Origin of the sequence: Dactylosporangium salmoneum (assembly GCF_039532525.1) — a bacterium.
GTDB lineage: Bacteria > Actinomycetota > Actinomycetes > Mycobacteriales > Micromonosporaceae > Dactylosporangium > Dactylosporangium salmoneum.
The window spans coordinates 54,968-79,191 of the sequence record NZ_BAAARV010000061.1 but is presented as its reverse complement, the minus strand read 5'-3'; the positions used below and the strand labels follow the sequence as shown (position 1 = coordinate 79,191).

Sequence of the window (24,224 nt, the reverse complement as noted above, 5' to 3'; positions counted from 1 at the left end):
TGATCCCTGGGGCCTGAGGCACTTGGCACAACGGAGCTGGCAGGGAGGCCCCCCAGGGCCTCCCGTTGTCTGACGGGAGCAACGGTGCCCTGGTTGGGCGGACCTGAGTCCTAAAAGAATTTAGTCCCGTTCGGTCCAGCGGAACGTGAGCAGGCACAGGACCAGGGCGGCCACGATCCAGGCGCCGAGGACCAGCGCGATCGTGCCGTGCTGCCACGCGTGTGAGGTCTCCTGGGGCGCGAACGAGTCCGGCAGGAAGACCGAGCGCATGCCCTGGGTCATCCACTTCAGCGGGAAGACCGAGGCGAGCCCGCGCATCCACGAGGGCAGGTCCGAGTACTGGAAGAACACGCCCGAGATGAACTGCAGCACGATGGCCACCGGGGTCACCACGGCCGGGCCGCTGCGGCCCGAGCGGGCCAGCGACGAGAAGGCGATCCCGCACAGCGTGCAGGCGGCGATGCCCAGCAGCGCGACCCAGCCGAAGGTCAGCCAGCGCCCGGCGGTCGAGGGCAGCTTGACGCCGAAGAAGAGCGCGGCCACCGCGACCAGCAGCACGGTCTCCACGAGGCCGATGGCCAGGACCATGACGACCTTGCCGACGAAGTACGCCGCGCGGGGCATCGGGGTGCCGCGCAGCCGCTTGAGGATGCCCTTCTCGCGCTCCATCGGGATCTGGATGGCCAGGGCCTGGAAGCCGGTGGAGAGCAGGCCGGCGGCGATCATGCCGGCCGCGAAGTACTGCGTGAAGGTCACCCCGGGCGCGATCTCGCCGCCGAAGACCGAGCCGAAGACGGTCAGCAGGATGAGCGGGAAGGCGAGGGTGAAGACCACCGACTCGCGGCTGCGCAGGAACTGCTTGATCTCCAGGCCGCCGCGCAGGAGCCCGAGCCGCAGGGTGTTCATTCGCCGGCGCCGATCATCCGCAGGTACACGTCCTCGAGGCTGGGTCGGGTCACGGTGAGGCCGGGGATCTCGCCGCCGAACTGCTCGGCGAGGCGAGCCACGAGCACGGTCGGGGCGGCCGTGCTCTCGGTGGCCGGGCCGTCGGGGCCGAGCCAGCCGACGGTGGCCTCGCCCTCGCCGCGCCCGCCGAGCCGGTCGGGGGTGTCCACGGCGATGAGCCGGCCGCCGGTCAGCACGCCCACCCGGTCGGCCAGTGCCTCGGCCTCCTCCAGGTAGTGCGTGGTGAGCAGGATCGTGGTGCCGGTGGCGGCGAGCTCGCGGATCAGGCCCCAGAACTCGCGGCGGGCCTCGGGGTCGAACCCGGTCGTCGGCTCGTCCAGGAAGAGCAGCTCAGGCCGGCCGATGATGCCCAGGGCCACGTCGAGGCGGCGCTTCTGGCCGCCGGAGAGGCGCCGGGTGCGCCGGTCCTGGTGCTCGGCCAGGCCGACCCGGGCGATGATCTCGTCGGGGTCGGCCGCGGACGGGTAGTAGGTGGCGAAGTGCTGCAGCACCTCGCGGGCGGTCAGGTCGTCGAACTCGCCGGTGCTCTGCAGCACCACGCCGACCCTGGCCCGCCAGTCCGCGCCGGCCGCCTGCGGGTCGGTGCCGAGCACCGTGACCTCGCCGGAGGTGCGCTTGCGGAAGCCCTCGAGGATCTCCACCGTCGTCGTCTTGCCGGCGCCGTTGGGGCCCAGGAGGGCGAAGATCTCGCCGGCGCGCACGTCGAGGTCCACACCGCCGACGGCGACATGCTTGCCGTACGCCTTGTGGAGGCCGCGCACCGTGATCGCATCCGTCACGGCGCCCACTATAGAACCGGTGACAACTTTCACCGCCTACCACTAATTACCGTTCAGTAGGGTTTTCGCCATGAGGCTTCCCGAGCGGGACCGACCCTGGGTCATGCGCACCTACGCCGGCCACTCCTCGGCCGCCGCGTCCAACGCGCTCTACCGGCGCAACCTGGCCAAGGGCCAGACGGGGCTGTCGGTCGCCTTCGACCTGCCGACGCAGACCGGCTACGACCCGGACGCCGAGCTGGCCAAGGGGGAGGTCGGGCGGGTCGGCGTGCCGGTGGCCCACCTCGGGGACATGCGGACCCTGTTCGACGGCATCGACCTCGACCGGGCCAACACCTCGATGACGATCAACGCCACGGCGATGTGGCTGCTCGGGTTGTACGTCACCTGCGCCCAGGAACAGGGCGTGGCGCTGGAGCGGCTGGCCGGCACCACCCAGAACGACATCGTCAAGGAGTACCTGTCCCGGGGCACCCACATCTTCCCGCCCGGCCCGTCGCTGCGCCTGACCACGGACACCATCGCCTGGACCGTGGCCAACTGTCCGAAGTGGAACCCGGTCAACATCTGCTCGTACCACCTGCAGGAGGCGGGCGCGACGCCGGTGCAGGAGGTCGCCTTCGCGCTCGCCACCGCGATCGCCGTGCTCGACGCGGTGCGCGACTCGGGCCAGGTGCCGCCCGAGCGCTTCGCCGCCGTGGTGGCGCGAATTTCCTTCTTCGTCAACGCCTCGGTGCGCTTCGTCGAGGAGACCGCGAAGATGCGCGCGTTCACGGCGATGTGGGACCGGCTCACCCTGGAGCGCTACGGCGTGGACGACCCGTCGGCCCGCCGGTTCCGCTACGGGGTGCAGGTCAACTCGCTCGGCCTCACCGAGGCCCAGCCGGAGAACAACGTGCAGCGCATCGTGCTGGAGATGCTCGGCGTGACGCTGTCGCGCGACGCGCGGGCCCGGGCCGTGCAGCTGCCGGCCTGGAACGAGGCGCTCGGGCTGCCGCGGCCGTGGGACCAGCAGTGGTCGCTGCGCATGCAGCAGGTGCTCGCGTTCGAGTCGGACCTGCTGGAGTACCCGGACCTGTTCGACGGCTCGAAGGTCATGACCGGGCTGGTCGACGGCATCGTGGCCGGCGCCACCGAGGAGCTCGGCCGGGTGCTGGAGATGGGCGGCGTGGTGGCCGCCGTCGAGTCCGGCTACCTCAAGAGCGCCCTCGTCGGCTCGCTGGCCGAGCGCCGGGCCCGGATGGAGCGCGGCGACGACGTGGTGGTGGGCGTGAACAGGTTCACCGAGACCGAGCCGTCGCCGCTCATGGCGGCCGGCGCCGCCGCGATCGAGCAGATCGACCCGGCGGTCGAGCAGGCCGCGGCCGAGTCGGTCCGGCGCTGGCGGGCCGGGCGGGGCGATGTCTCCGGCGCGCTGGCCGCGCTGCGGGAGGCGGCCCAGGGCTCGGACAACCTCATGGCCGTGACCCTGGAGTGCGTGCGGGCCGGCGTGACCACGGGGGAGTGGGCCGGGGCGCTGCGGGAGGTCTTCGGGGAGTACCGCGCGCCGACCGGCCTGGCCGCCGCGGTCTCGGCCCCGGCCGGCGACCTGGAGCGGGTCCGCGAGCGGGTCCGGCGCACCGCCGGCGACCTCGGCACCGGCCGGCTGCGCATGCTGGTCGGCAAGCCTGGCCTGGACGGGCACTCCAACGGCGCCGAGCAGATCGCCGTGCGCGCCCGCGACGCCGGCTTCGAGGTCGTCTACCAGGGCATCCGGCTCACCCCGGCGCAGATCGTGGCGGCCGCGGTGGAGGAGGACGTCGACCTGGTCGGGCTCTCCGTGCTCTCCGGGTCCCACCTGGCGGCCGTGGCGTCGGTGCTGGAGGGCCTGCGCGCCGAGGGCCTGGCCGACCTGCCGGTCGTGGTGGGCGGCATCATCCCTCCCGGCGACGCCGCCGCCCTGCGCGAGTCGGGCGTGGCCCGCGTCTTCACGCCGAAGGACTTCGCCATCACCGACGTGGTGAACGAGCTGGTCACCGTCGTCCGCGAGGCGCACCACCTGGCCGTCTAGCTCGGTCTCCAGCCCTGGGCCGCGGCCCACTTCGCCGCGGCCTTCTCGTCCTTGCGCCGCTTGCGCCGGCGCATGAGCCAGCCGAAACCCAGGAAGATCAGCAACAGGAACAGCAGCACGACGACCGGCAGCACGATCGCCACCAGCGACAGCGCCACGCTCAGGAAGTCCTCGATCGTGCTCACGATCGGCGCGCCGAACCCGACCGTGGTGGCGTTGACCACGGGCCGGGTGGCCGCCTTCATGCCGTGCACCCCGAGCGATATCAGCCCGCCGACCACGATCGGCACCCACTGATGACTGCTGAAGAACGACCCGGGATCGCTCACCGTCACCGTCTGCGAGCTGGACGCGGCCCCGAAGGCGAGCCCGCCCGCGGTCGGCCGGACGAAGGTCTGCAGGACGTCGTTGACATGGTCGATCATCGGAACCTTGTCGGCGACGAACTCGATGGCCAGCAGGACCGCGACGATCGTCAGCGTCCAGCCGTTCTCCATCCAGGTCCAGTTCGACGGCAGGGTGATGAGGTCCGTGTACCGCGCCAGCACCCCGATCGCCAGCAGCGGGATGTAGGCGTTGAGCCCGGCCGATGTGGCCAGCCCGAGACCCGTCAATGACTCCAACACCCCTTCAGCATGACATCGGGGTGCCAGTCGCACAGGTTAGGCTGTCGGCCGTGCGTCTCGTCATCGCCAAGTGCTCGGTCGATTACATCGGCCGGCTCACGGCCCACCTCCCGCCCGCGACCCGCCTGCTGCTCGTCAAGGCCGACGGCTCGATCTCGATCCACGCCGACGACCGGGCGTACAAGCCGCTGAACTGGATGAGCCCGCCGTGCCGCCTGGAAGAGGCCGAGGGCCAGTGGCGCGTGGTCAACAAGTCCGGCGAGGAGCTGCGGATCACGATCGAGGAGATCCTGCACGACACGTCGCACGAGCTGGGCGTCGACCCGGGCCTGGTCAAGGACGGCGTGGAGGCGCACCTGCAGGAGCTGCTCGCCGCCGCCCCGCAGACCCTGGGCGAGGGCTTCACGCTGATCCGCCGCGAGTACATGACCGCCATCGGCCCGGTCGACCTCCTCTGCCGCGACGGCGCCGGCGCCACGGTCGCCGTCGAGATCAAGCGCCGCGGCGAGATCGACGGCGTCGAGCAGCTGACCCGGTACCTGGAGCTGCTCGGCCGCGACCCGCTGCTGGCCCCCGTGGCCGGCATCTTCGCCGCCCAGGAGATCAAGCCCCAGGCCCGCGTCCTGGCCGAGGATCGCGGCATTCGTTGTGTGGTGCTCGACTACAACGCGTTGCGGGGCATTGAGCGCGATGAGCTGACGCTCTTCTAGGAGCTTTTGCTGGGCTCCGGTCCGCGCAACCTGCGCGCCGTTGCTCCCGTCAGACACCGGTCGGCCCTGGGGGCCTCCCTGCCGGCTCCGCCGTGCCAAGAGCAGCACCGGGTGCTTCGGCCCGCGGTGTTTATCACGATAAGTCGGGCGCTGGCGCGCCACGACTTATCGGACTTATACCCCGCGGCTCATAAGTCCGAAATGTTGAGCTAGAGAGCGCCCGGCACTTCGCAAATTGTATGGAGCCGCGTGTGTCGCCTGGGTCAGTGTAAGTCGCCTGACAAGGTATAAATCCGACATGTCGTGGCGCGCCAGCGCCCGACATGTCGGGTATCGCCCGAACACGCTCGCCGAGCGCTGGAGCTGGTGGTGGGCCGGGCTGGCCTTCGGTGGACTCGCCACCGCCGCGAGAGGCCCGGCCACCGCCAATGGCCGCCGCAACCCGTCGTCACGGGGCCCGAGCGCGCTCGCCGAGTGCCGGAGTAGGCGGTGGGCCCGGCTGGTCTCGCCGGGCTCGCCGCGGCCGCGAGAGGCTCGGCCACTGCCGATGGCCGTCCCATCCCGTCGTGACGGGGCGAGTTCGGGTCTCGGCCTCCCGCAGCAGCGCCGCCCGTCTGGCCGGCGATGAGATGTGCGGTCGGCATGCGGCATCGCCGGAAGGCTCGTCGTGACGTGCGAGTTCCCGGCCCGGGGCGTCCGGCAGCCCCGGCCGGCGACCCGTCGCACGCCGCCCCGTCGGGCCGGCGACGAGACGGCTCTTGGCACGACGGAGCTGGCAGGGAGGCCCCCCAGGGGCCGACCGGTGTCTGACGGGAGCAACGGCCCCTGGTTGCACGGGCCGGAGCCAATTGGGTTTTCCTACTTGCTGCGCCCGTGCACGAGCTGCACCACACGCACGATCTGCTGCATCGTCTTCTCGGTACGGTCGAAGGTCATCGCGGCCAGGACCGTCGGGCCGCGGCGCTTCACGACCGCCTTCGGGCGGGTGAACTCGCGCAGGCCGTCGGCGCCGTGGATGCGGCCGAAGCCCGAGTTGCCGACGCCGCCGAAGGGCAGGGCCGGCATGCCCGCGAAGGTCAGGCTCGAGTTGATGGAGGTCATGCCCGAGCGGACCTGGCGGGCCAGGTCCAGGCCCTGCGAGCGGGAGAAGATGGCGCCGCCCAGGCCGTAGCCGGTGGCGTTGGCCAGGCGGACGCCCTCCGCGGCGTCGCGCACGCGGGCGATGGTCAGGGTCGGGCCGAAGGTCTCCTCCTGCACCGCGGCCGAGTCCTCCGGGACGTCGACCAGGATGGTGGGGCTGACGAACGGGGGCTGGACCGCCTCGGCGCCGCCCAGCGCGGCGCGGCCGCCGCGGGTCAGGGCGTCCTCGATGTGCCGGCGGATGATGTCGATCTGCGACGGCATGGTGATCGGGCCGATGTCGTCGGTGGGCTCGGCGCCGACGCTGAGCTTGGCCGCCCGGGACACCACGCGGTTGAGGAAGTCGTCGAAGACCTTGTCGGCGACGTAGACCCGCTCGATGCCCACGCAGGTCTGGCCGGCGTTGGTCAGGCCGCCCCAGACGCAGGCGGCCGCGGCGGCGTCGAGGTCGGCGTCGGCGGCGACGATCATCGCGTCCTTGCCGCCGCACTCCAGCAGGACCGGGGTGAGGGACTCGGCGGCGGCGGCCATGACCTTCTTGCCCGTCGCGGTCGAGCCGGTGAACGCGATCTTGTCCACGCCGCTGCGGCACAGGGCGGCGCCGACGTCGCCGAGGCCGTGCACGATCTGCAGCACCGGGTGCTCGGGGACGATCTCGGCGAAGCGGTCCACGAACCACTGGCCGACCGCCGGGGTGTACTCGCTGGGCTTGAACACCACCGCGTTGCCCGCCGCCAGCGCGTAGGCGATCGAGCCCATCGGGGTGAGGATGGGGTAGTTCCACGGCCCGATCACGCCGATCACGCCGTAGGGCAGGTACTCCAGGTACGACGCGTGCTCCTTGAGCAGGATCGAGCTGCCCACCCGACGCCGGCCCAGCACCTTGCGCGCGTGCTGCGCGGCCCAGGCCACGTGGTCGATCGCGGCGATCGCCTCGACCAGCGCGTCGGCCCGCGGCTTGCCGCCCTCGCGGTGCATGAGCGCGGCCAGCTCCTCCAGCCGGTTGGTCAGCACGCTGCGGAACGCCAGCAGGCGGCGCTTGCGCCCGTCGAAGCCGAGCCCGGCCCACCAGGCGGCCGCGTCACGCGCGCGGGTCACCGCCTCGGTGACAGAATCGGGGGAGGCGACCGGGAACCGGCCGACCTCCTCGCCCGTGGCGGGGTTGGTCGAGATCAGCGAGCCCTCGTCGATGGCGGGGACGCCGGGAGTTCGCGTGGCGGTCATGGCGCGAGTGTAAACCCGGAGATTACTCACGAGTAGGCCGAGATTCGTTGTCGAGCGTCCGCGTCCGTCTCCGACCGATGGGTACACGAACCCCGAGGAGGAATCCGTGAAGACCGAGAAGCTTTCCGTCCCCGGCGCCACGCTGTACTACGAGGTCCGCGGCTCAGGCCCCGTCCTGCTGCTGATCTGCGGCGGCATCTACGACGCCGAGGGCTTCGCGGGCCTGGCCGACGAGCTCGCCGCCGAGCGCACCGTGGTCACCTACGACCGGCGCGGCAACTCGCGCAGCGCGCTCACCGGGCCGCCGGCGCAGCTGATCGTCGAGGAGCAGGCCGACGACGCCTACCGCATCCTCGGCGCGGTCGGCGTGACCGAGGACGAGCCGGCCGACGTGTTCGGCAACAGCTCCGGGGCGACGATCGCGCTCGAGCTGGCCACCCGCCACCCGGAGATGCTGCGCACCGTGGTCGCGCACGAGCCGCCCGTGTTCGAGCTGCTGCCCGACCTCGAGCACTGGCGCGCCGTGATGGGGCAGGTGGCCGAGGCGTACCGCGACGGCGGCGTCGGCCCCGCGCTGGAGACCTTCCGCACGGCCATGGACATGCACGGCGACGACAACGCCCAGGGCACCCCGCCGTCGCCCGAGTTCGCGGCCCGGATGGGCGGCAACCTCGAGACGTTCGTGGCCTCCGAGATTCCGCCGCTCGGCGCCTACGTGCCCGACCTCGACAGGCTGCGCTCGCTCCCGGTGCGCGTGGTGCCGGCGGTCGGGTCGGCCAGCGCGGGCGAGCCGCCGAACCGGGCCGGGCTGGAGCTGGCGGCGCGGCTGGAGAAGACGGCCGAGGTCTTCCCGGGCGGGCACGGCGGCTTCGGCGACGCCGCGCCGTTCGCGCGGCGGCTGCGGGAAGTCCTCGGCTAGGACGCGTGCTCCTTGATGATGCGCTCGGCGACGACCAGCGGGTCGACAAGCCGGCCCTCGGCGGGCGCATCGAGCCAGCGCTGTTGGCCGGGGAAGTAGGCGCCGGAGCCCGCGGCCCGGCGGATGTTCCCCTGCATCCCGGTGTCCATCTGGCCCGGGTCGATGTTGGCCACGCTGATGCGCGGATCGTCGCGCACCTGGGAGGCGACGGCGTCGAAGAAGGTCTCGCCGGCGGCCTTCGTGGTGCAGTACAGCGCCCAGCCGTCGATGATCCGGTGCGCCGCGCCCGATGAGATGAACAGCAGGCGCAACCGGGCGTCCGAGGGCGCGGCCCGCAGGAACGAGTTGGTCAGCACGGCCGGCGCGGTGAGGTTGACCGCGATCGAGTGGGTGATCGCCTGCGTGGTGAGCCGACCCACCGCGCCGATCGGATCGACCACGGCCGCGTTGTGGATCAGCACCGCCTCGTCGGCGTCGCGCAGGAAGGGGCGCATGACGTCGTAGTCGGGCAGCCAGTGGGCGTCGGCGAGGTCGGTGGAGAACAGTGTGACGTCGCCAGGCCGTTCGTCGCGCAGCCGCTGCTGTTCGGCGGAGAACTGGCGGCCGACCGCCAGGACCCGGTCACCGCGGGCGATGGACACGTCGAAGAGCGCGGCGCCCAGGCCGCGGGATACCCCGGTGATCACGACGGCACGCATGCGGTCACTCTATTCCTGTCGCGCGTGCATTCCCATGGGCCGTGTGCCGGGCACCGATGGTCCCTTCGGCGCGGCCGGCGAGCCAGGGCAGGACTCGCCGAGATTTTTCGCGACCGTGCCGAGCGCGTCGGCCAGGGCCGCCGTCTGGGCCGGGTCGAGGTGGTCGAAGATCAGCCGGCGGACGTCGGCCACGTGGGCCGGGGCGATCCGGTCGACGAACTCCCGGCCGGCCTCAGTGACCCGGGCGATGCTCACCCGGCCGTCGCAGGCGTCGCCGGTGATCTCGACGTAGCCGAGGTCGACCAGCTTGCGCATCCGGTGGCTGAGCCGGCTCGGGGACATGTTCATCTGGCCGGCCAGGTCGGACAGGCGCAGCCCCTCGCAGGCGTTGCCGAGCGCGGCCAGCAGCCCGTACTCGACGTGGACCAGGCCGTGCGGGCGGAAGGTGCGCTCCAGCTGCGGGAACCCCACGAGCACGACGGCCAGCAGCGACATCCAGGCGCGGCCCTCGGTGTCGTCCAGCCATCGTGGCTCGTCGGTCATGTGATCCATGGTGCCTTCAGAAGCGGCCGACCGCGATGATCACGGCGATCGCGCCGAGGATAACGTTGATCAGGATCACGTTGTACTCCTTGGCCCGCACGTGGTCGGCGATGGCCAGCACCATGATGACGGCCAGGCCGACGGCGGCCAGCGGGGTCAGGATCGGGGCGATGTCCGTGGCCCACGGCAGGATCAGCCCGAGGCCGCCGAGCAGCTCCATCGCGCCGATGAACTTCACCGTCCCCGCCGAGCGGCGGTTGACCCAGGTCATGTTGCCCGCGAGCTTCTCCTTGGGCTGGGTCGTCTTCATGACGCCGGCCATGAGGAAGGCGGCGCCGAGGACGATCTGCAGGACCCAGAGCACGATGTTCATGGATGTGCCTCTCTTACTTGACGGTTCAAGCGAATGTAGGGCCATGTACTTGAAGCGTCAAGCTTCTACTTTCCCGACGTCCGGGTGAGGGGCGTTCACCCCGGACCCGCCGACCGTGAGCCCATGGAGACGTTGCCGCGGCAGTCCCGATGGGTCACCGGTTTCGCCGTCTTCGGCGGCAGCATGATGATCGTCATCGGCATCTTCCAGGCCGTGGTCGGCCTGACCGCGATCTTTGAGCGGACCTTCTACGTCCTGACCGACAACTACCTCTTCGGCTTCGGCGTCGTCACCTGGGGGTGGATCCACCTCGCCCTCGGTGTGGTCGTGGCGGTCGGCGGGGGTGCAGTGCTGGCCGGGCAGATGTGGGGGAGGGTGCTCGGGATCGTACTGGCATCGCTGAGCGCGGTGGCCAACTTCGTGTTCCTGCCCTACTACCCGCTGTGGTCGATGCTGATCATCGCGGCCGATGTGGCGGTCATCTGGGCACTCACCCGCTATGGGCGCGACGAGGCGGTGTTGCACTAGAGGTGTGTGGGCCGGCCACATGTGACCGGCCCACGCTCAGTGCCACCATGCGGTGATGCACGTCACGACTTCACCGGTTCTGCTCATCCACGGCAACTGTTCCTCGTCGGGCTTCTGGGCCCCTTTGCTGCGTCATCTTCCGTCCGACTGGCGCGTGGTCGCGCCGGACCTGCGCGGGTACGGCGACGGCCCCACCCTCGCCATCGACGCCACGCGCGGCGTGCGCGACTTCGCCGACGACATCGTCCCGGTCCTGTCCGAGCTGTACGAGCAGTCGGGCCCGGTGGTGGTCGTCGGGCACTCCCTGGGCGGCGGCGTCGCGATGCAGCTGCTGCTCGACCACCCCGAGAAGGTCAAGGCGCTCGTGCTGGAGTCGCCGGTCTCGCCCTACGGCTTCGGCGGCACCCGCGACCTGGACGGCACGCCGAACGCCCCCGACTTCGCCGGCTCCGGCGGCGGCTCGGTCAACCCCGACTTCGTGCGGCTGCTCGCCGCCAAGGACCGCGGCACCGAGGCGGAGGCCAGCCCGCGCAACGTCATGCGGGCCTTCTACGCCGCCCCGGGCTTCGACTTCGGCGACGACGAGGAGCTCCTGCTCGACACGATGCTGTCCACGGTCGTGGCCGAAGGGCAGTACCCGGGCGACGGCACCGCGAGCGAGAACTGGCCCGGCACCGCCCCCGGCACCCGCGGCGTGCTCAACACCATCGCCCCGCGCTGGTTCAACCTGTCTGGCATCACGGAGCTGCCGGTCAAGCCGCCGATCGTGTGGATCCGCGGCGACCAGGACGCGATCGTCTCCGACGCCTCGCTGTTCGACCTGGCCCAGCTGGGCAAGCTCGGCCTGGTCCCGGGCTGGCCGGGCGAGGATGCCTGCCCGCCCCAGCCGATGGTCGGACAGACCAGGGCGGTGCTGCAGCGGTACGCCGAGCAGGGCGGCACCTATCGCGAGGTGGTCTACGAGGGCGTCGGCCACAGCCCGCACGTCGAGCGTCCGGAGGACTTCGCCGCCGTGCTGGGGGAGGTAACCGGCTCCTGATGCGCCCGCCCCCGCGATGGGGCACAGTGGTCGATGTGAATCCGACCGACAGCAGCGGCCTGGTCTCGCTGGTCGCCGCGGTCGCCGTGGTGGCCGGCGTGCTGGGCGTGCTCATCCCGATGCTGCCGGGCCTGCTGCTGTGCTGGGCCGGCGTCGCCGTCTGGGCGGTGTTCGGCGGCCACGGCGGGCTCGGCTGGGTGGTCGGCATCGCGGCGACCATCGTGCTGGCGTTGGGGTTCGGGGCGAAGTACCTGGTCCCCGGCCGCAACCTCAAGCGCGCCGGGGTCTCCAACCTCACCCTGCTGCTCGGCGGACTGTGCGGGATCGTCGGTTTCTTCGTCGTCCCGGTGGTGGGCCTGGTGCTCGGCTTCGTACTGGGCGTGTTCCTGGTCGAGCTGGCCCGCCGCCGCGACGGGCGCCGGGCCTGGCAGTCCACCATCCACGCGCTCAAGGCCGCCGGCGTGTCCACCCTCATCGAGTTGGGCACCGCCCTGTTCATCGCCGCGATCTGGCTCGCTGGGGTCTGGCTCGCCTGACCCTTGCCTTGACCCATCGATCCGGTTGCCGACCAAAATTGTCGTACCCCTCTGGCAGAGTGACCGGCATGGAGATCGGTCGCCACATCGACGCCCTGGAGCGGGCCGGCCTGGATCTCGTCGACGCCGCGGAGAAGGCCGGCCTCGACGCCGCGGTCCCGACGTGTCCCGAGTGGACGGTCCGCGAGCTGGTGCAGCACGTCGGCTACGTGCACCGCTGGGCCGCCACCTACGTCCGCGACGGGCGCACCGCGGTGCTGTCCGACGAGGAGGAGGACGACGCGGTCGGCCCGATGCCGGCCGACGCCGACCTCGTCGCCTGGTTCCAGTCCGGCCACACCGACCTGGTCGACGTGCTGCGGGCCGCCGCACCCGACCTCGCCTGCTGGTACTTCCTGCCGGCCGGCTCCCCGCTCGCCTTCTGGGCCCGCCGCCAGGCCCACGAGACCACGATCCACCGCGCCGACCTGCAGGGCGCGATCGGCGACATCGCCGGCGTCGACGCCGACCTCGGCATCGACGGCATCGACGAGCTGCTCATGGGCTTCTACGGTTCGCGCGGCGGCCGCCTGCGCTGCGAGGCCCCGTGCACCCTCGCGGTCCACGTCACCGACGGCGCCCGCGCCGAGGGCCCGCACTCCTGGACGGTCACCATGGCCCCCACGGGCGCCGCGATCACCCGGGGCGTCACCGGCCCGACCGACTGCACCCTGCGCGGGCCGGCCGGCGAGCTCTACCTCGCCCTGTGGAACCGCCGCGGCACCGCCGACCTGCACGTCGAGGGCGACGAGGCCGTCCTCGCCCAGTGGCGCGAGCGGGCCACGATCCGCTGGACGTAACCCGCCGTTGGGTGCGCCGCCGGGCTCACCTCCGCGGCGGCGGTCACCGCGGGCCGGGACCGCACCGTGCTGGCGATGCTGTTGCTGGGCCGGGGCAGGTCGTGAGCACCGGCACCCTGATCGAGGCGCTGTGGTGCATCGGCCCGCCGCCGACCGCGAGGACCCAGCTGCAGTCGTGCGTGCTGCGCCTGCGCCGGCTGCAGGGCGCCGAGGCGATCGCGAGCGACCCGGCCGGCTACGGCATCCGGCTCGGCCCCCGGCGCGCTGGACGCTGAGGTCTTCGACCGCTTGGTGGCGCGGGCGCGGGCCGACCGGGGACCTGGCCCGCTTTCGCGAGGCGCTGGGGCTGTGGTGGGGCGACGCCCTGAACCGCATCGACAGTCCGCTGGTGCGCCAGGATGCGACAGTGCTCGACGAGCGCCAAGCCGTGGCGGTCGAGTCTTCGCCCGGCTCGGGGCCATCGAGCGGGAGGACGGCGAGCGGCGCCTGAAGGAGCTCGGGGCCCCGGGCGTGAGGACGGCGAGCGGCGCCTGAAGGAGCTCGGGGCCCCGGGCGTGACGCCCGGGGTGTCGAGGGCCCAGGCCGGGCCCTCGACACCGGCGGGTCAGGCCGGGCTGCCGCGGCGCAGCATGGCCGGGAAGCGGCGCAGCTGGTCGCGCGGGACCACAAGGGGTACGTAGACGGCCAGGCCGGCCGCGCCGCCGGCCAGGAGCTGGACCACCGCGTAGGGGCCGGTGAACCGGGCGACGGCGACGGCCACCGCGGCGGCCAGGATCGTCGAGAGGATCGGCCGGACCAGCGGCCGGCCGAGCGGGCGCAGCGCCACGTTGGCCCGCTGCAGGAAGATCGCGGTCAGCGGGACGGCCACGAGCACGCCGACGCCGGTCTGGGCGATGGCGGCGCCCTTGATGCCGTACGCCTCCGTGGCGTACCACAGGGCGGGGATCAGGGCGATGGACCAGCCCAGGTAGATCCACAGCGTGGAGCGGGTGGCGCCGGCACCCATGAGGGCGTCCATGGCCAGGCCGGTCACCATGCGCACGAAGGTCAGGCCGACGAGGAGGGCCAGCACCGGCGCGGCCGGTTCCCAGCGGCCGCCGTACAGCAGCGAGATCAGGGGGTGCGCCAGGACCGACATCAGCGCGACGATCGGGGCGACCACGCTCACGAGGACCGGGACAACCTTGTGCACGCCCTCGGCCAGTGCCCGGTCGTCCGTTTCGGACAGGCGGGAGAAGCCGGCCACGGATACGTAGCGTATGGCGGTGCCGAGAATGGTCTGGGCCCACATCGAGGTGTTGAAGGCGAGCACGTAGAAGCCCAGCAGTTCCTGGCCGCTGATCCGGCCGACGATGGCGAGCTGGACGTTCATGACGATGGCCTCGATGCCGAGGCTGATGGCGAGCGGGAAGCCGTACACCAGCAGCTTCTTCGCCACCTCCCGGTCCAGCCCCACGCGCAGCGGCACCTGTGCGTAGATGGTGACCAGGATGCCCGTCACGGCGGCGCTGGCGACCTGGCCCCAGGCGAAGCTGTAGGCGCCCGCGCCCGCGGCGGCCAGCGGGATCGACACCCCGGCCTGGAAGACCAGGCCGATCGTATTGGCGATGATGAGCTTGTCCTGCTGGAACTCGCGCATCAGCTTGGCGCTGCGCACCGCGGTCAGGCCGTCGATGACGATGACCAGGGTGAGCAGGCGGACCACGCCGGTCGCCCCGGCGTCGCCCGAGAACGCGGAGTACGCCGGGGCGGCCAGCCAGAAGCCGCCGTAGACGACGACGCCGAAGACGGCGGCCAGGGTGGCCGCCGTCGGCGCCATGTCTTCGAGCTTGCCCCGCCACTGCACGACGGCGGCGATGAGCCCGACGTCGTTGATGTGCATGAGCACCGCGAGCGCCGCCGTGGCGACGCCGAAGGTGCCGTAGTCGTCCGGGCTGAGCAGGCGGGCCAGGATAAGGCCCATCGCGAACGAGCCGACCTTGGCCGCCAAGGTGCCGACCAGGCTCCACTTCAGACCGCGGCCCGCTTTGTCGCCGATCTCTGTCTGGATCAGCTGGATTTCTTCGGTATTGGTCACTCAGCAGCTTTCTGCGCCGGGATCGTCGACTGGTCCGCGCCGCTGCCGCCCTCCTCGATCTTCTCGAGCCAGGCTTCGCGCCAGTACGGGGTGATCGCGCGGGGGCATAGCGCGTTGAGTGCACCCTCGCAGATGACGCCCTCCAGAACAAGACAAGGGCTCTTCATATGGATCATTCGGCCGGTGTTCTCGTCCACAATGTGTTCGACCCGGCGGGCGATACGGGCCGTTCGGCCGCAGTGCCTCGCCATTTCGGAGTCGAAGCCCATCCCCCGGTTGAGCAGGTTGGCGTCCAGGGTCGGCTCGATCTCCTTGCGCGACAGCACGCGCACGAGGTCGCCGACCTGCAGGCCCTTGCGGATGTCCGGGGTCTTGCCGACCGCGCGGCCCTTGAGGAAGCCCCAGTGCCGGCCGCTGCGGTGGCGGGCCCACTTCGGCAGCACCTTCGCGCTCACGCCCTGGAAGCGGTTGTAGAAGCCCACGCCGATGGCCCGGGCGGCCCACGCCGCGCCGAAGTTGCCGGTGCGCACGTCGGTGACGAACTGGCCGAGCTGCTTGAGCGGCAGCACCTCGGGCGCGGAGCGCAGCAGCTCGGTGGCCTGGCACCGGTAGCGCTCGGCGCCGTCCTCGAATCGCTCGCCGCGCGCGTTCAGCGTGATCAGCGGCAGCAGGCGGGCGTCGTCGGGGGCCTCGGCCGAGGGGGCGGCCGCGGGCTCGCCGTCCGCGACCTTGCGCAGCCATGCCGTCTTCCAATAGATCATGCACGCGGCCTGGCAGCCGCCGTGGCCGCCGCCGTCGCAGCGCACGCCTTCGAGGTGCACCGCGTTGTCCATCTTGCGCAGGCCCGTGCGGGTAAGGGTGTCGCAGGTCTTGTGTGCCAATTTGTAGACCCGCAAGCGCCGACCGCAGTACTGCAGCATTTCGGGCATGAATTGCAAAGCTTCGTATTCGCCGTTCTCATCCAGTGTGGCGAGAATCTCCTCCTGGCTGAGCACTTCGACCAGGTCGCCGGCCCGTAGGTTCAGCGGCTCCTGCCGGACCGAAGTTTGGGTTTGCAAGTCAGACCGCCTCCGTGTGTGACCGCGGTGTGCCGCGGTTCTCCCCTACCGAATCTCACACCCTCCATCACCCGGATTGCCTTGCGCGGGACCGAACTCTCGTTCACCCCGCGTTGCCTCTCGGCTCCGGGCTCGCGGCAGCTTACTCGCTGGAGTTGAAGGGTTACGGTGAAGCCCGCCGCCGGCTTCTCCGCTTTACTGCCCGAAATCTGCAACTCGCGGAAAAAACGACATTCCGCGCCTAGACTCTCCAGGTCGATCACGAACAGATATCCGACACGGGACGGGCGTACTCTACGCACGCCCGAACCGCTCCCCGAGAATATGACAAATTTATGACGCATCTTCCAGTCCCACTTGGCGTCGGCTACGTTCACCGCGGTTCGCATCTCGGCCAAACCAGCTCGTGGGGGGTCTGGTGACCGTGCAAAATCGCCCATTTCACTTCATCACGTCGATGCCGCGTCTGCGTCAACCGATCGAGCAGTGGCGGGATCGGGTTCGGCAGATCGAGGACCTCGGATATCACTCGGTTGCGATCGCCGATCATCTCGGCGACGGCTGGTCCATGGATCCGCTCACGATGATGACGATCGCGGCGGAGGCCACGACGACGCTCCGGGTCTCGACGAGCGTGCTGTGCAACGACTTCTACCACCCGTTCTTCCTCCACCGGTCGATCAGCAACCTCGACATCATCTCGGAGGGGCGGGTGACTCTGGGGCTCGGCGCAGGGTGGCGCCCGCGCGACTATGCCGTGTGCGGGGTGCCATTCGACCCGCCCACGAACAGGGTCAACCGGTTGGAGGAGTCGATCGCGGTCCTCAAGGGCCTTTTCGCCGGCGAACGGTTCAGTTTCGAGGGAGAGCATTTCAGCATCGGTGACGCGCTCGGCGCGCCGCGGCCGGTGCAGACCCCGCACCCGCCGATCATGGTCGGCGGCGGCGGGCGGCGGATGCTGCAACTGGGCGGGCGCGAGGCCGACATCGTCGGGATCAACCCGCCGCGGCTGACCGAGTACAGCGACCCGGCCCGCATGGCACGGGAGCTCAGCGCCGAGGGGCTGCGCGACAAGGCCGCCATCGTGCGCGCGGCCGCGGCCGAGCGGCGCGACCCGGACGAGGTGGTGCTGCAGGCGAACCTGCTCGACGTGCGGGTCAACGGCGCGACGGGCACTGTGAGCCACTCCACCTCCGGCCTGGTCGACTGGCTGGGGGAGGCGGCGGTGGAGCAGTCGCCGCTGGTGCTGCACGGCGACGTCGAGCGCTGCATCGACGCGCTTCTGGAGCTGCGCGAGACGGTCGGAATTACCCAGGTCCACCTGGGTAACGACGCCCACGGGGTCGCCGAAATCGTGAAGCGCCTGTCCTAGTATTCGGGCTAATCGAAATCTAAGACGGCGGTAAAGCGCATTTAACAAGGGTATCGAAGATCAGCATTGCGCATTCGCGTGACCACTTCCCGTGACGAAAATCCCGGGTATGGTGGTCCGCGGCCTTCACCAATCGAGCGCCAAGCGCGAATGGGACAGGGAGCAGCGATGCGAAAGACGTTACGGTTCGCCACGGCCGCCGCGACGTGCGTAATGCTGGCGGCCGGCCTGGCCGCCTGCAAGGACCCCGACCGGCCCTCGGCCGGCGGCAGCACAGGGCCTTCGGCCCCAGCCCCGGCGTCGGCCTCGGCCGCGGCGTCGGCGGAACCGTCGGCGGACAGCGGCCTGGGCAGCCCTTCGGCCTCGGCGAGCCCGTCGGCCAGCGCCTCACCGGCGAAGTCGGCCACGCCCGGCGCCGGCGGCGGGGGAGGTGGGGGCGGCGGCGGCACGAGCACGGGCGGCCCGCGCACCACCGGCAAGCCCGACGCCAGCACCACCGGCGTGCGCCCCGGCGTGCAGCTCGCCGTCGTCAACGGCGACCAGACCTTCTCCGCCGACGGCCAGGTGATCAGCGGGAAGGACTTCCACGGCTTCGTCAAGGTCACCGGCAAGAACATCCGCTTCGTGAACTGCGTCTTCCGGGGACGGGCGACCAGCAGCAACAACGCCCTGCTGGACACCGACCGGGGCACCGGCACCGTGGTGGAGGACTCCGAGTTCGTGCCCTCCAACCCGTCGGCGACGCTGGACGGCATCTACGCCAACAACATCAGCATCTACCGGGCCAACGTGCACGGCAGCGTCGACGGCATCAAGACGGGCAGCAACGTGCTGGTCCAGGACTCGTACATCCACGACATGTCGTGGTTCGCCAGCGACCCCAACCAGGGCGGCGGCCCCACCCACAACGACGGCGTGCAGGGCTTCCTCGGCGACAGCAACGTGGTGCTCAAGCACAACAACATCGACATGTCGACCACCCACGACGGCAACGCGGCCTTCCAGGACTCGGCCAAGAACGCGCGGGTCGAGGACAACTGGCTCGACGGCGGCGGCTGCACCCTGAACTTCAACCACGTGAACGCGCCGCTGGGCGGCATCGTGGTGGTGAACAACCGGTTCGGGCGTCACTCGTCCTTCAACTGTCCGATTTTGCTGAGCACGCAAACCACACTCAGTACTAATTCTGGAAATGTTTGGGCGGACACCGGGCAGCCGATTCCGGCCCCGCAGCGCCACGATTAAGCCAAACCAAAGAAATGGGCCCCGCCGGCGGCGGGGCCCATTTCTGTATCAGCGTCCGATTTCAGTAGGCACCCGTGCCGCGGGCGACCGCGGAGACCGTGCGGGCCAGGATGCGCAGGTCGAGCAGCGGCGACCAGTTGTCGACGTAGTTGAGGTCGAGGCGCACCGACTCCTGCCAGGACAGGTCGGAGCGGCCCGAGACCTGCCACAGGCCGGTCATGCCCGGCTTGACCAGCAGCCGCCGGCGCACGTCCTCGTCGTAGCCGGCGACCTCCGAGGGCAGCGGCGGGCGCGGGCCGACCATCGACATCGTGCCGTTGATGACGTTGAGCAGCTGCGGCAGCTCGTCGAGCGAGGTGCGGCGCAGGATCGCGCCGACCTTGGTGATCCGCGGGTCGCGCTTCATCTTGAACAGCAGGCCGTCGGCGTTCTGGTTGAGGTGGGCCAGCTGGTCCCGCACCTTGTCCGCGTCCTTGATCATGGTGCGGAACTTGTAGCAGGTGAACTCCTCGCCCTTGATGCCCGTGCGGGTCTGGCGGAAGAGCGCCGGGCCCGCGCTGGTCGCCCGGATCATGATGGCGACGAAAAGCATGAACGGCCCGGCCAGGATCAGCAGGATGGTGGCCAGGAGGCGGTCGAGCACGTTCTTCACCGCCCGCTGCGGGCCGGTGAGGATGGGCGCCCGCACGTGCAGCAGCGGGCCACCGCCGCTGGGCAGCACCGCGACCCGCTCGGGGGCGACCTCGGGCAGGGCCGGCGCGACGAGCAGCTCGATGTCGTTGTCGGACAGCTCCCAGGCCAGCCGCCGCATCGCGAAGGGCTCCAGCTCCAGCGGCAGCGCGACCAGCACCGCGGTGCAGCCGGCGCCGAGCGCGGTGCCGGCGACGTCCTTGAGGTCGCCGTACACCGGGATGGAATGCGCGGTGATCTTGCGAGCCTCGTCGAGGTCCGTGATGCACGCCCCGGCGACCCGCAGGCCGTAGGAGCGGTCCCGCCCGAGCGAGGTGAGCAGGCCGACGACCGAGTCGGCCGGGCCGACGACGAGCGTGCGCTGGCGGACGTACTCGCGCTGCAGCGTGCTGAGCATGGCCACCGTCGCGTAGCGGCCGACGACGGTGAGCACCGCGGCCACCGGCACGGCCACGATCAGCGGCTTGAGCAGGTACAGCATGTCGAACAGCACGCACACGGGGGCGAGCACGGCGACGGCGATGACGGCGGCGCGGATGGTCCGGTAGATGGTGCCGGTGCGGTTCTCCAGGAACCAGCGGTCGTACATCCGGCAGCCCGCGAGCAGCGCCAGCCAGAACAACGAGAAGCCGGTGACGGAGTACGCCGGTGGCACGCCCTCCCCAGCGGCCACGAACGCCCCGCCCATGAGATCGGCGGCCATGAACAGCACGACGGTTGTGATGGCGATGGTCACCGCCAGCACGTCGCCGAGAAAGGCGACGAGCAGGTTCCGTCCGGTTGACCTGAGCTTGCGACGCTGGACTCCTGGGAACGCCGCCATCACCGCGGTCTCGACCGTGGCCGAATCCGCCAGAACCATCCCAACCCCCTTACGTGCCTGCTCAGAACCACTTATCGAAGGTGAAATGCGGGTGGCGCCGACCCCGGCCACGGCCGGTACGCGGTCGAACCCCGGCGGTAAGGTACCGAGGATGCCGCATAGCCGGTACCGTCGTGCCGCATTCCCGACCTGGCTGAAGGTGCTATTGACACCGGGGGTGCTGCACCTTTGCCGGAATCGCCGTCAAATAAGGGAAAAAAGGACAAGACGCCACGCCTGAATCCCGAGCTCACGCTGTGTCGCCTTAATTGAGTTCTATGCCGGGCTTAAGGTTCCAACAGCGACGTCCCGCGATGCCCTGCGCCCCGTCCGGCCAGGCGGAACGCTTGATCGACCCGAGGGTCATGATGATCACCGTCCGTCCAATGACCGTTACGCACCGCATCGCCTTAAGTCGGGCGGCACCGTCAAGCCGCCGCCCCCGACAGCAATGGCGCTTCGCCTTCCACCTTGTTTACCAGGCGCCCGCCGATTCGGCTGGGCGGGCATTGGGACAAGGGACGTTCGAAATGCAGGAGCACAATTTGCTGGCCGGGCTTCGTGCCGCCGTTGGGAGGATAGCAGCGCCCGGCCACGTGGCGGCAGTCGCACCCGAGCGAAGTTCTTGTCCGAAATCGACGTTTTCGCAGCTGGGACGGCTCGTTGGTCGGAATATCACCCGGCCCGTCGGAGGACTTGTTGCCGTACTTTCGGCTCCCTCACTCGCTCCGCCGGTACTATCCGGGGCTATCCGGGTGGCTTCGAATCCTTGGTGGGAGCAGCTCGTGGGTAGTAGTACCGCGCCCGTCGTCAGCATTGTCACCGTCGCTCACAACGCCCGCGAGGCCCTGCTCAAGGGCCTGGCCGCGGTAGAGGCCGGCACCGAGGTGCCGACCGAACTGATCGTGGTGGACAACGGATCGACCGACAACACCGCCGCCGCCATGCGGCACGCCTTCCGCGAGGTCGCGCTCGAGCGCCGCAAGGCGCCGCTGCCCCCGCTGGCCGCGGCCAACCTCGGCGCCGCCCGCGCCCGCGCGCCCTGGCTGCTGTTCCTCGACCCCGGCCTGGAGCCGGTCGGCGACGCCATCCGCACGCTGCTCGAACACGCCGGGGGTCACCCGGAGGACCGGCTGTGGACCGGCCGCACGCTGCGCGACGGCGCCGACGACGGGCGGACGGTCGAGGGGCCGCCTTCCCTGTGGGGCACGGTGTGCCTGGCCGCCGGGCTGCCGCTGGAGCCGGAGCGGCTACCGGGGCTGGACCGGGCGATCGGGGGAGCGGTGCCGGCCGTCACCCCGCGGATGCTCCTCGTGGAGCGGGGCCTGTGGGAGGCCCTCGGCGGGTTCGACGAGTCCCTGCCGGCCTCCGATTTGTCGGTACGCGCACGAGCCCACGGCGCCCGCCCGACCCTCGTCCCCGACGCGCAGATGGCCTCCCTGAGTCCCGCGCCGGCCCGTCCCCCCGTCTCTACCGCGGGGCTGGCCGCACGGATGGCGTTCGCGCGGCGGCACTGGAGTCCGGGCCGCGCCCGGGCGGCGGGATGGGTGCTCGGCGCGGCCGCGCTGCTGCGCTCGGTGACCGGCGATCCGTGGCGGACGGCCTGGCAGGCCCGGGCCGCGTGGCTGTCCACGGTGGACGAAGGGCACCTGACGCCGCGTCCGTCGGGGCCGTTGCTGACCGCCCTGCCGGCGCAGCGTCCTTCGTCGTCCTTGCCTTCGTCGTCGGAGCCGTCTTCGTCGGAGCCGTCTTCGTCGGAGCCGTCTTCGTCGTCGGAGCCGTCTTCGCTGCGGCCCCGTGAGGGCTCGCGTCAGCCGTAGCGCGGGGCGCTTCGGGAGCGCTGGACGTTCGGGGTGCGCCGGTCGCGGGCCCGCCAGCAGCCGGCGTGCCAGTGGCGGCGATCCGTCAGGTCGCCGCGCTCGTCGGCCGGCCACGCCACCAGGTGCGGCACGCCGGGCGCGATCTCCTGGTCACAGCCGGGGCAGCGGTACGCCTTGACGGCCGCACCGGCCGGGATGTTGCGCACCTGCCACTCGCCGTCGCTCCACGTCTGCACGGCGCCGACGCCGCGCTTGATCCGCTCGAGGTCGAGCGGTGGCGGTTCGTCGTCGCGCTTGGGGTGGTTGCGTCGGGGGGACACGTTGTCAAGCGTAATAGTTCAGCGCTTGGAGTAGTCGCGGAAGCCCCGCCCGACCTTGCGGCCCAGGTATCCGGCCGTCACCAGATGCTCCAGGAGCGGGGCGGGGGCGAAGCCGGGCTCGCGCAGTTCGAGGTACAGCTCCCGCTGGATGGCCAGCGACACGTCCAACCCCACGACGTCGAGCAGCTCGAACGGGCCCATCGGGTAGCCGCAGCCCAGCTTCATCGCGTTGTCGATGTCGTCGGCGGTGGAGTAGGAGGCCTCGACCATCTTGACGGCGTCGTTGAGGTACGGGAACAGCAGCGCGTTGACGACGAACCCGGACCGGTCCGCGCACACCACCGGGTGCTTGGCCAGCGCCCGGCAGACCGCGGTGGCCGTGGCCACGGTCGCCTCGGAGGTGCGGATCGTGCGCACCACCTCGACCAGCCCCATCACCGGGGCCGGGTTGAAAAAGTGCAGCCCCACGACGTCGGCCGGCCGCTCGGTGGCCATCGCCAGCTCGATGACCGGCAGGCTCGACGTCGTCGTGGCCAGCACGACGCCCGGCTTGCAGATCTCGTCCAGCGAGGCGAACAGTGCCTTCTTGACCGACAGCTCCTCGACGACCGCCTCGATCACCAGGTCGACGTCGGCGAGGTGCTCGATCGTCGCCGACCAGGTGACCCGGCCCAGGGCCGCGTCGCGCTCGGCCTCGGTCAGCTTGCCCCGCACCACGCCCTTGTTCAGCGAGGTCTTCAGCGCCTCGCAGGTGCGCCCGGACTGCTCGGCGCCCCGGGTCACCGAGACGACCTCCAGCCCGGCCCGGGCGAAGACCTCGATGATCCCGGTGGCCATCGTCCCGGAGCCGATCACGCCCACCTTGGCCACGCCTCGCGCGGCCGCCGCGGCCTCGGCGTCGCTGCGCGGGGTGGCCTCGTCGGCCACCACGACGGGCGAGCCCGGCTTCTCGTACGTGTAGAAGCCCCGCCCGGACTTCCGCCCCAGCAGCCCGGCCGTGACCATCTGCTTGATCAGCGGCACCGGGGCATGCCGGCGGTCGCGCCCGCCGCGGCGGTACATCGTGTCGAGGATCTCGTAGGCGGTGTCGAGCCCGATGAGGTCCATCAGCGCGAGCGGCCCCATCGGCAGCCCGCAGCCGAGCCGCATCGCCGCGTCGATGTCCTCGCGGGTCGCGTACCTGGACTCCAGCATGGAGACGGCCTGGTTGAGGTACCCGAACAGCAGCGCGTTGGCGATGAACCCGGCCCGGTCGCTGATCGTGACGTCGACCTTGCCCAGCCGGCCGCACAGTGCCTCGATGTCGGTGACCACGTCCTCGGCGGTGACGACCGTGCGCACCACCTCGACCAGCTTCATGACCGGCGCGGGGTTGAAGAAGTGCATGCCGATGACCTGGTTGGGCCGGCCGGTGGCCACCGAGATCTCGGTGACCGACAGGCTCGAGGTGTTGGTCGCCAGGATCGCCTCGGGCTTGCACACACGGTCGAGCTCGGCGAAGATCCGCTGCTTGAGGTCGAGCTGCTCGGGCACCGCCTCGACGACCAGGTCCGCGGCGTGCAGCGCGTCGAGCCCGACGGCGAAGGTGACCCGGCCCAGCAGCGCGTCGCGGTCCTCCTCGGCCAGCTTGCCCTTGCGTACCGCCCGGTCGACCGACCCGCGCAGGATCCCCTCACCCCGGTGCAGCGCCGCATCGGTCACCTCGACCGCGGTCACCGCCACCCCGTTGCGGGCGAACACCTCGACGATCCCGGCGCCCATTGTGCCGAGGCCGACCACGCCCACGGATGCAAACTCGCGCCCCATCGCA

The 24,224-nt window shown here is 70.9% G+C and carries 23 protein-coding genes; 11 read left to right on the top strand and 12 right to left on the bottom strand.

Features of this window, described 5'->3' with window-relative positions; all coding sequences use genetic code 11:
- Positions 1–120: 120 nt before the first annotated feature.
- Both ABD352_RS31695 and ABD352_RS31690 read right to left on the bottom strand, forming a co-directional pair.
- Positions 121–906 (bottom strand): ABC transporter permease, encoded by a 786-nt coding sequence (locus ABD352_RS31695; protein WP_344616184.1) that lies wholly within the window; start codon positions 904–906, stop codon positions 121–123.
- Positions 903–1,745, bottom strand: coding sequence for an ABC transporter ATP-binding protein (locus ABD352_RS31690; protein ID WP_344616183.1), 843 nt, complete (start codon positions 1,743–1,745; stop codon positions 903–905). Before ABD352_RS31690 ends, ABD352_RS31695 begins: the two co-directional genes overlap by 4 nt.
- A 70-nt stretch (positions 1,746–1,815) precedes the next feature.
- Between ABD352_RS31690 and ABD352_RS31685 the strand changes: the two genes are divergently transcribed.
- Positions 1,816–3,795: a protein meaA gene (locus ABD352_RS31685; protein ID WP_344616182.1), complete on the top strand. Its 1,980-nt coding sequence runs from the start codon at positions 1,816–1,818 to the stop codon at positions 3,793–3,795.
- On the opposite strand, the gene ABD352_RS31680 is transcribed toward ABD352_RS31685, so the two are convergent.
- On the bottom strand, positions 3,792–4,421 hold the full coding sequence (locus ABD352_RS31680) for a DUF4126 domain-containing protein (protein ID WP_344616181.1): 630 nt from the start codon (positions 4,419–4,421) through the stop codon (positions 3,792–3,794). The genes ABD352_RS31685 and ABD352_RS31680 overlap by 4 nt on opposite strands.
- A 50-nt stretch (positions 4,422–4,471) precedes the next feature.
- On the opposite strand from ABD352_RS31680, the gene nucS reads away from it, so the two are divergent.
- On the top strand, positions 4,472–5,131 hold the full coding sequence (gene nucS, locus ABD352_RS31675) for an endonuclease NucS (protein WP_344616180.1): 660 nt from the start codon (positions 4,472–4,474) through the stop codon (positions 5,129–5,131).
- A gap of 858 nt (positions 5,132–5,989) precedes the next feature.
- Here the strand turns inward: nucS and ABD352_RS31670 are convergent.
- Positions 5,990–7,495: an aldehyde dehydrogenase family protein gene (locus ABD352_RS31670; RefSeq protein WP_344616179.1), complete on the bottom strand. Its 1,506-nt coding sequence runs from the start codon at positions 7,493–7,495 to the stop codon at positions 5,990–5,992.
- 106 nt (positions 7,496–7,601) lie between these two features.
- Between ABD352_RS31670 and ABD352_RS31665 the strand changes: the two genes are divergently transcribed.
- Positions 7,602–8,414 (top strand): alpha/beta fold hydrolase, encoded by an 813-nt coding sequence (locus tag ABD352_RS31665; RefSeq protein ID WP_344616178.1) that lies wholly within the window; start codon positions 7,602–7,604, stop codon positions 8,412–8,414.
- Here ABD352_RS31665 and ABD352_RS31660 read toward each other — a convergent pair.
- From ABD352_RS31660 to ABD352_RS31650, 3 genes are read right to left on the bottom strand one after another with little or no spacing between them, the layout of a single operon-like run.
- Complete coding sequence (locus tag ABD352_RS31660; protein ID WP_344616177.1) at positions 8,411–9,112, bottom strand: SDR family NAD(P)-dependent oxidoreductase; 702 nt, start codon at positions 9,110–9,112, stop codon at positions 8,411–8,413. The two genes, ABD352_RS31665 and ABD352_RS31660, sit on opposite strands and share 4 nt — an antisense overlap.
- A 9-nt stretch (positions 9,113–9,121) precedes the next feature.
- The gene (locus ABD352_RS31655) at positions 9,122–9,655 is read right to left on the bottom strand and encodes a MarR family winged helix-turn-helix transcriptional regulator (RefSeq protein ID WP_344616176.1); all 534 of its coding nucleotides are present in this window, start codon (positions 9,653–9,655) and stop codon (positions 9,122–9,124) included.
- A 16-nt stretch (positions 9,656–9,671) separates the two neighbouring features.
- Positions 9,672–10,028 (bottom strand): DoxX family protein, encoded by a 357-nt coding sequence (locus tag ABD352_RS31650; RefSeq protein ID WP_344616175.1) that lies wholly within the window; start codon positions 10,026–10,028, stop codon positions 9,672–9,674.
- A 123-nt stretch (positions 10,029–10,151) separates the two neighbouring features.
- Between ABD352_RS31650 and ABD352_RS31645 the strand changes: the two genes are divergently transcribed.
- From ABD352_RS31645 to ABD352_RS31625, 5 genes are all read left to right on the top strand, one after another.
- A complete protein-coding gene (locus ABD352_RS31645) occupies positions 10,152–10,556 on the top strand; it encodes a DUF7144 family membrane protein (RefSeq protein ID WP_344616174.1) in 405 nt (134 codons plus the stop codon).
- Positions 10,557–10,611: 55 nt separating this feature from the next.
- Positions 10,612–11,595 (top strand): alpha/beta fold hydrolase, encoded by a 984-nt coding sequence (locus tag ABD352_RS31640; protein ID WP_344616173.1) that lies wholly within the window; start codon positions 10,612–10,614, stop codon positions 11,593–11,595.
- Between the two features lie 35 nt (positions 11,596–11,630).
- Positions 11,631–12,131: a DUF456 domain-containing protein gene (locus ABD352_RS31635; protein WP_344616172.1), complete on the top strand. Its 501-nt coding sequence runs from the start codon at positions 11,631–11,633 to the stop codon at positions 12,129–12,131.
- Between the two features lie 68 nt (positions 12,132–12,199).
- Positions 12,200–12,970 carry a maleylpyruvate isomerase family mycothiol-dependent enzyme gene (locus ABD352_RS31630; protein WP_344616171.1) on the top strand — a complete coding sequence of 257 codons (771 nt, stop codon included), beginning with the start codon at positions 12,200–12,202 and terminating at the stop codon, positions 12,968–12,970.
- A gap of 101 nt (positions 12,971–13,071) precedes the next feature.
- Complete coding sequence (locus tag ABD352_RS31625) at positions 13,072–13,245, top strand: AfsR/SARP family transcriptional regulator (protein WP_344616170.1); 174 nt, start codon at positions 13,072–13,074, stop codon at positions 13,243–13,245.
- Between the two features lie 329 nt (positions 13,246–13,574).
- Here the strand turns inward: ABD352_RS31625 and ABD352_RS31620 are convergent, their stop codons facing one another.
- Together ABD352_RS31620 and ABD352_RS31615 are read right to left on the bottom strand one after the other, a co-directional pair.
- Positions 13,575–15,047, bottom strand: a complete 1,473-nt coding sequence (locus ABD352_RS31620; protein WP_344616169.1) for an oligosaccharide flippase family protein — start codon at positions 15,045–15,047, stop codon at positions 13,575–13,577.
- Entirely contained in the window at positions 15,044–16,105 is a 1,062-nt protein-coding gene (locus tag ABD352_RS31615; protein ID WP_344616168.1) for a hypothetical protein, read from the bottom strand. The genes ABD352_RS31620 and ABD352_RS31615 overlap by 4 nt, the downstream gene beginning before the upstream one ends.
- Before the next feature lie 418 nt (positions 16,106–16,523).
- Between ABD352_RS31615 and ABD352_RS31610 the strand changes: the two genes are divergently transcribed.
- Positions 16,524–17,477, top strand: coding sequence for a TIGR03621 family F420-dependent LLM class oxidoreductase (locus tag ABD352_RS31610; RefSeq protein ID WP_344616167.1), 954 nt, complete (start codon positions 16,524–16,526; stop codon positions 17,475–17,477).
- Between the two features lie 168 nt (positions 17,478–17,645).
- Positions 17,646–18,722 (top strand): hypothetical protein, encoded by a 1,077-nt coding sequence (locus tag ABD352_RS31605; protein WP_344616166.1) that lies wholly within the window; start codon positions 17,646–17,648, stop codon positions 18,720–18,722.
- Between the two features lie 61 nt (positions 18,723–18,783).
- Here ABD352_RS31605 and ABD352_RS31600 read toward each other — a convergent pair whose 3' ends face one another.
- The gene (locus tag ABD352_RS31600; RefSeq protein ID WP_344616165.1) at positions 18,784–20,274 is read right to left on the bottom strand and encodes a sugar transferase; all 1,491 of its coding nucleotides are present in this window, start codon (positions 20,272–20,274) and stop codon (positions 18,784–18,786) included.
- Positions 20,275–21,059: 785 nt separating this feature from the next.
- On the opposite strand from ABD352_RS31600, the gene ABD352_RS31595 reads away from it, so the two are divergent.
- Positions 21,060–22,094, top strand: a complete 1,035-nt coding sequence (locus ABD352_RS31595) for a glycosyltransferase family 2 protein (protein WP_344616164.1) — start codon at positions 21,060–21,062, stop codon at positions 22,092–22,094.
- Here the strand turns inward: ABD352_RS31595 and ABD352_RS31590 are convergent.
- Together ABD352_RS31590 and ABD352_RS31585 are read right to left on the bottom strand one after the other, a co-directional pair.
- Positions 22,085–22,414 carry a hypothetical protein gene (locus tag ABD352_RS31590; protein ID WP_344616163.1) on the bottom strand — a complete coding sequence of 110 codons (330 nt, stop codon included), beginning with the start codon at positions 22,412–22,414 and terminating at the stop codon, positions 22,085–22,087. The genes ABD352_RS31595 and ABD352_RS31590 overlap by 10 nt on opposite strands.
- A gap of 18 nt (positions 22,415–22,432) precedes the next feature.
- On the bottom strand, positions 22,433–24,220 hold the full coding sequence (locus ABD352_RS31585; RefSeq protein WP_344616162.1) for a 3-hydroxyacyl-CoA dehydrogenase family protein: 1,788 nt from the start codon (positions 24,218–24,220) through the stop codon (positions 22,433–22,435).
- Positions 24,221–24,224 lie beyond the last annotated feature (4 nt).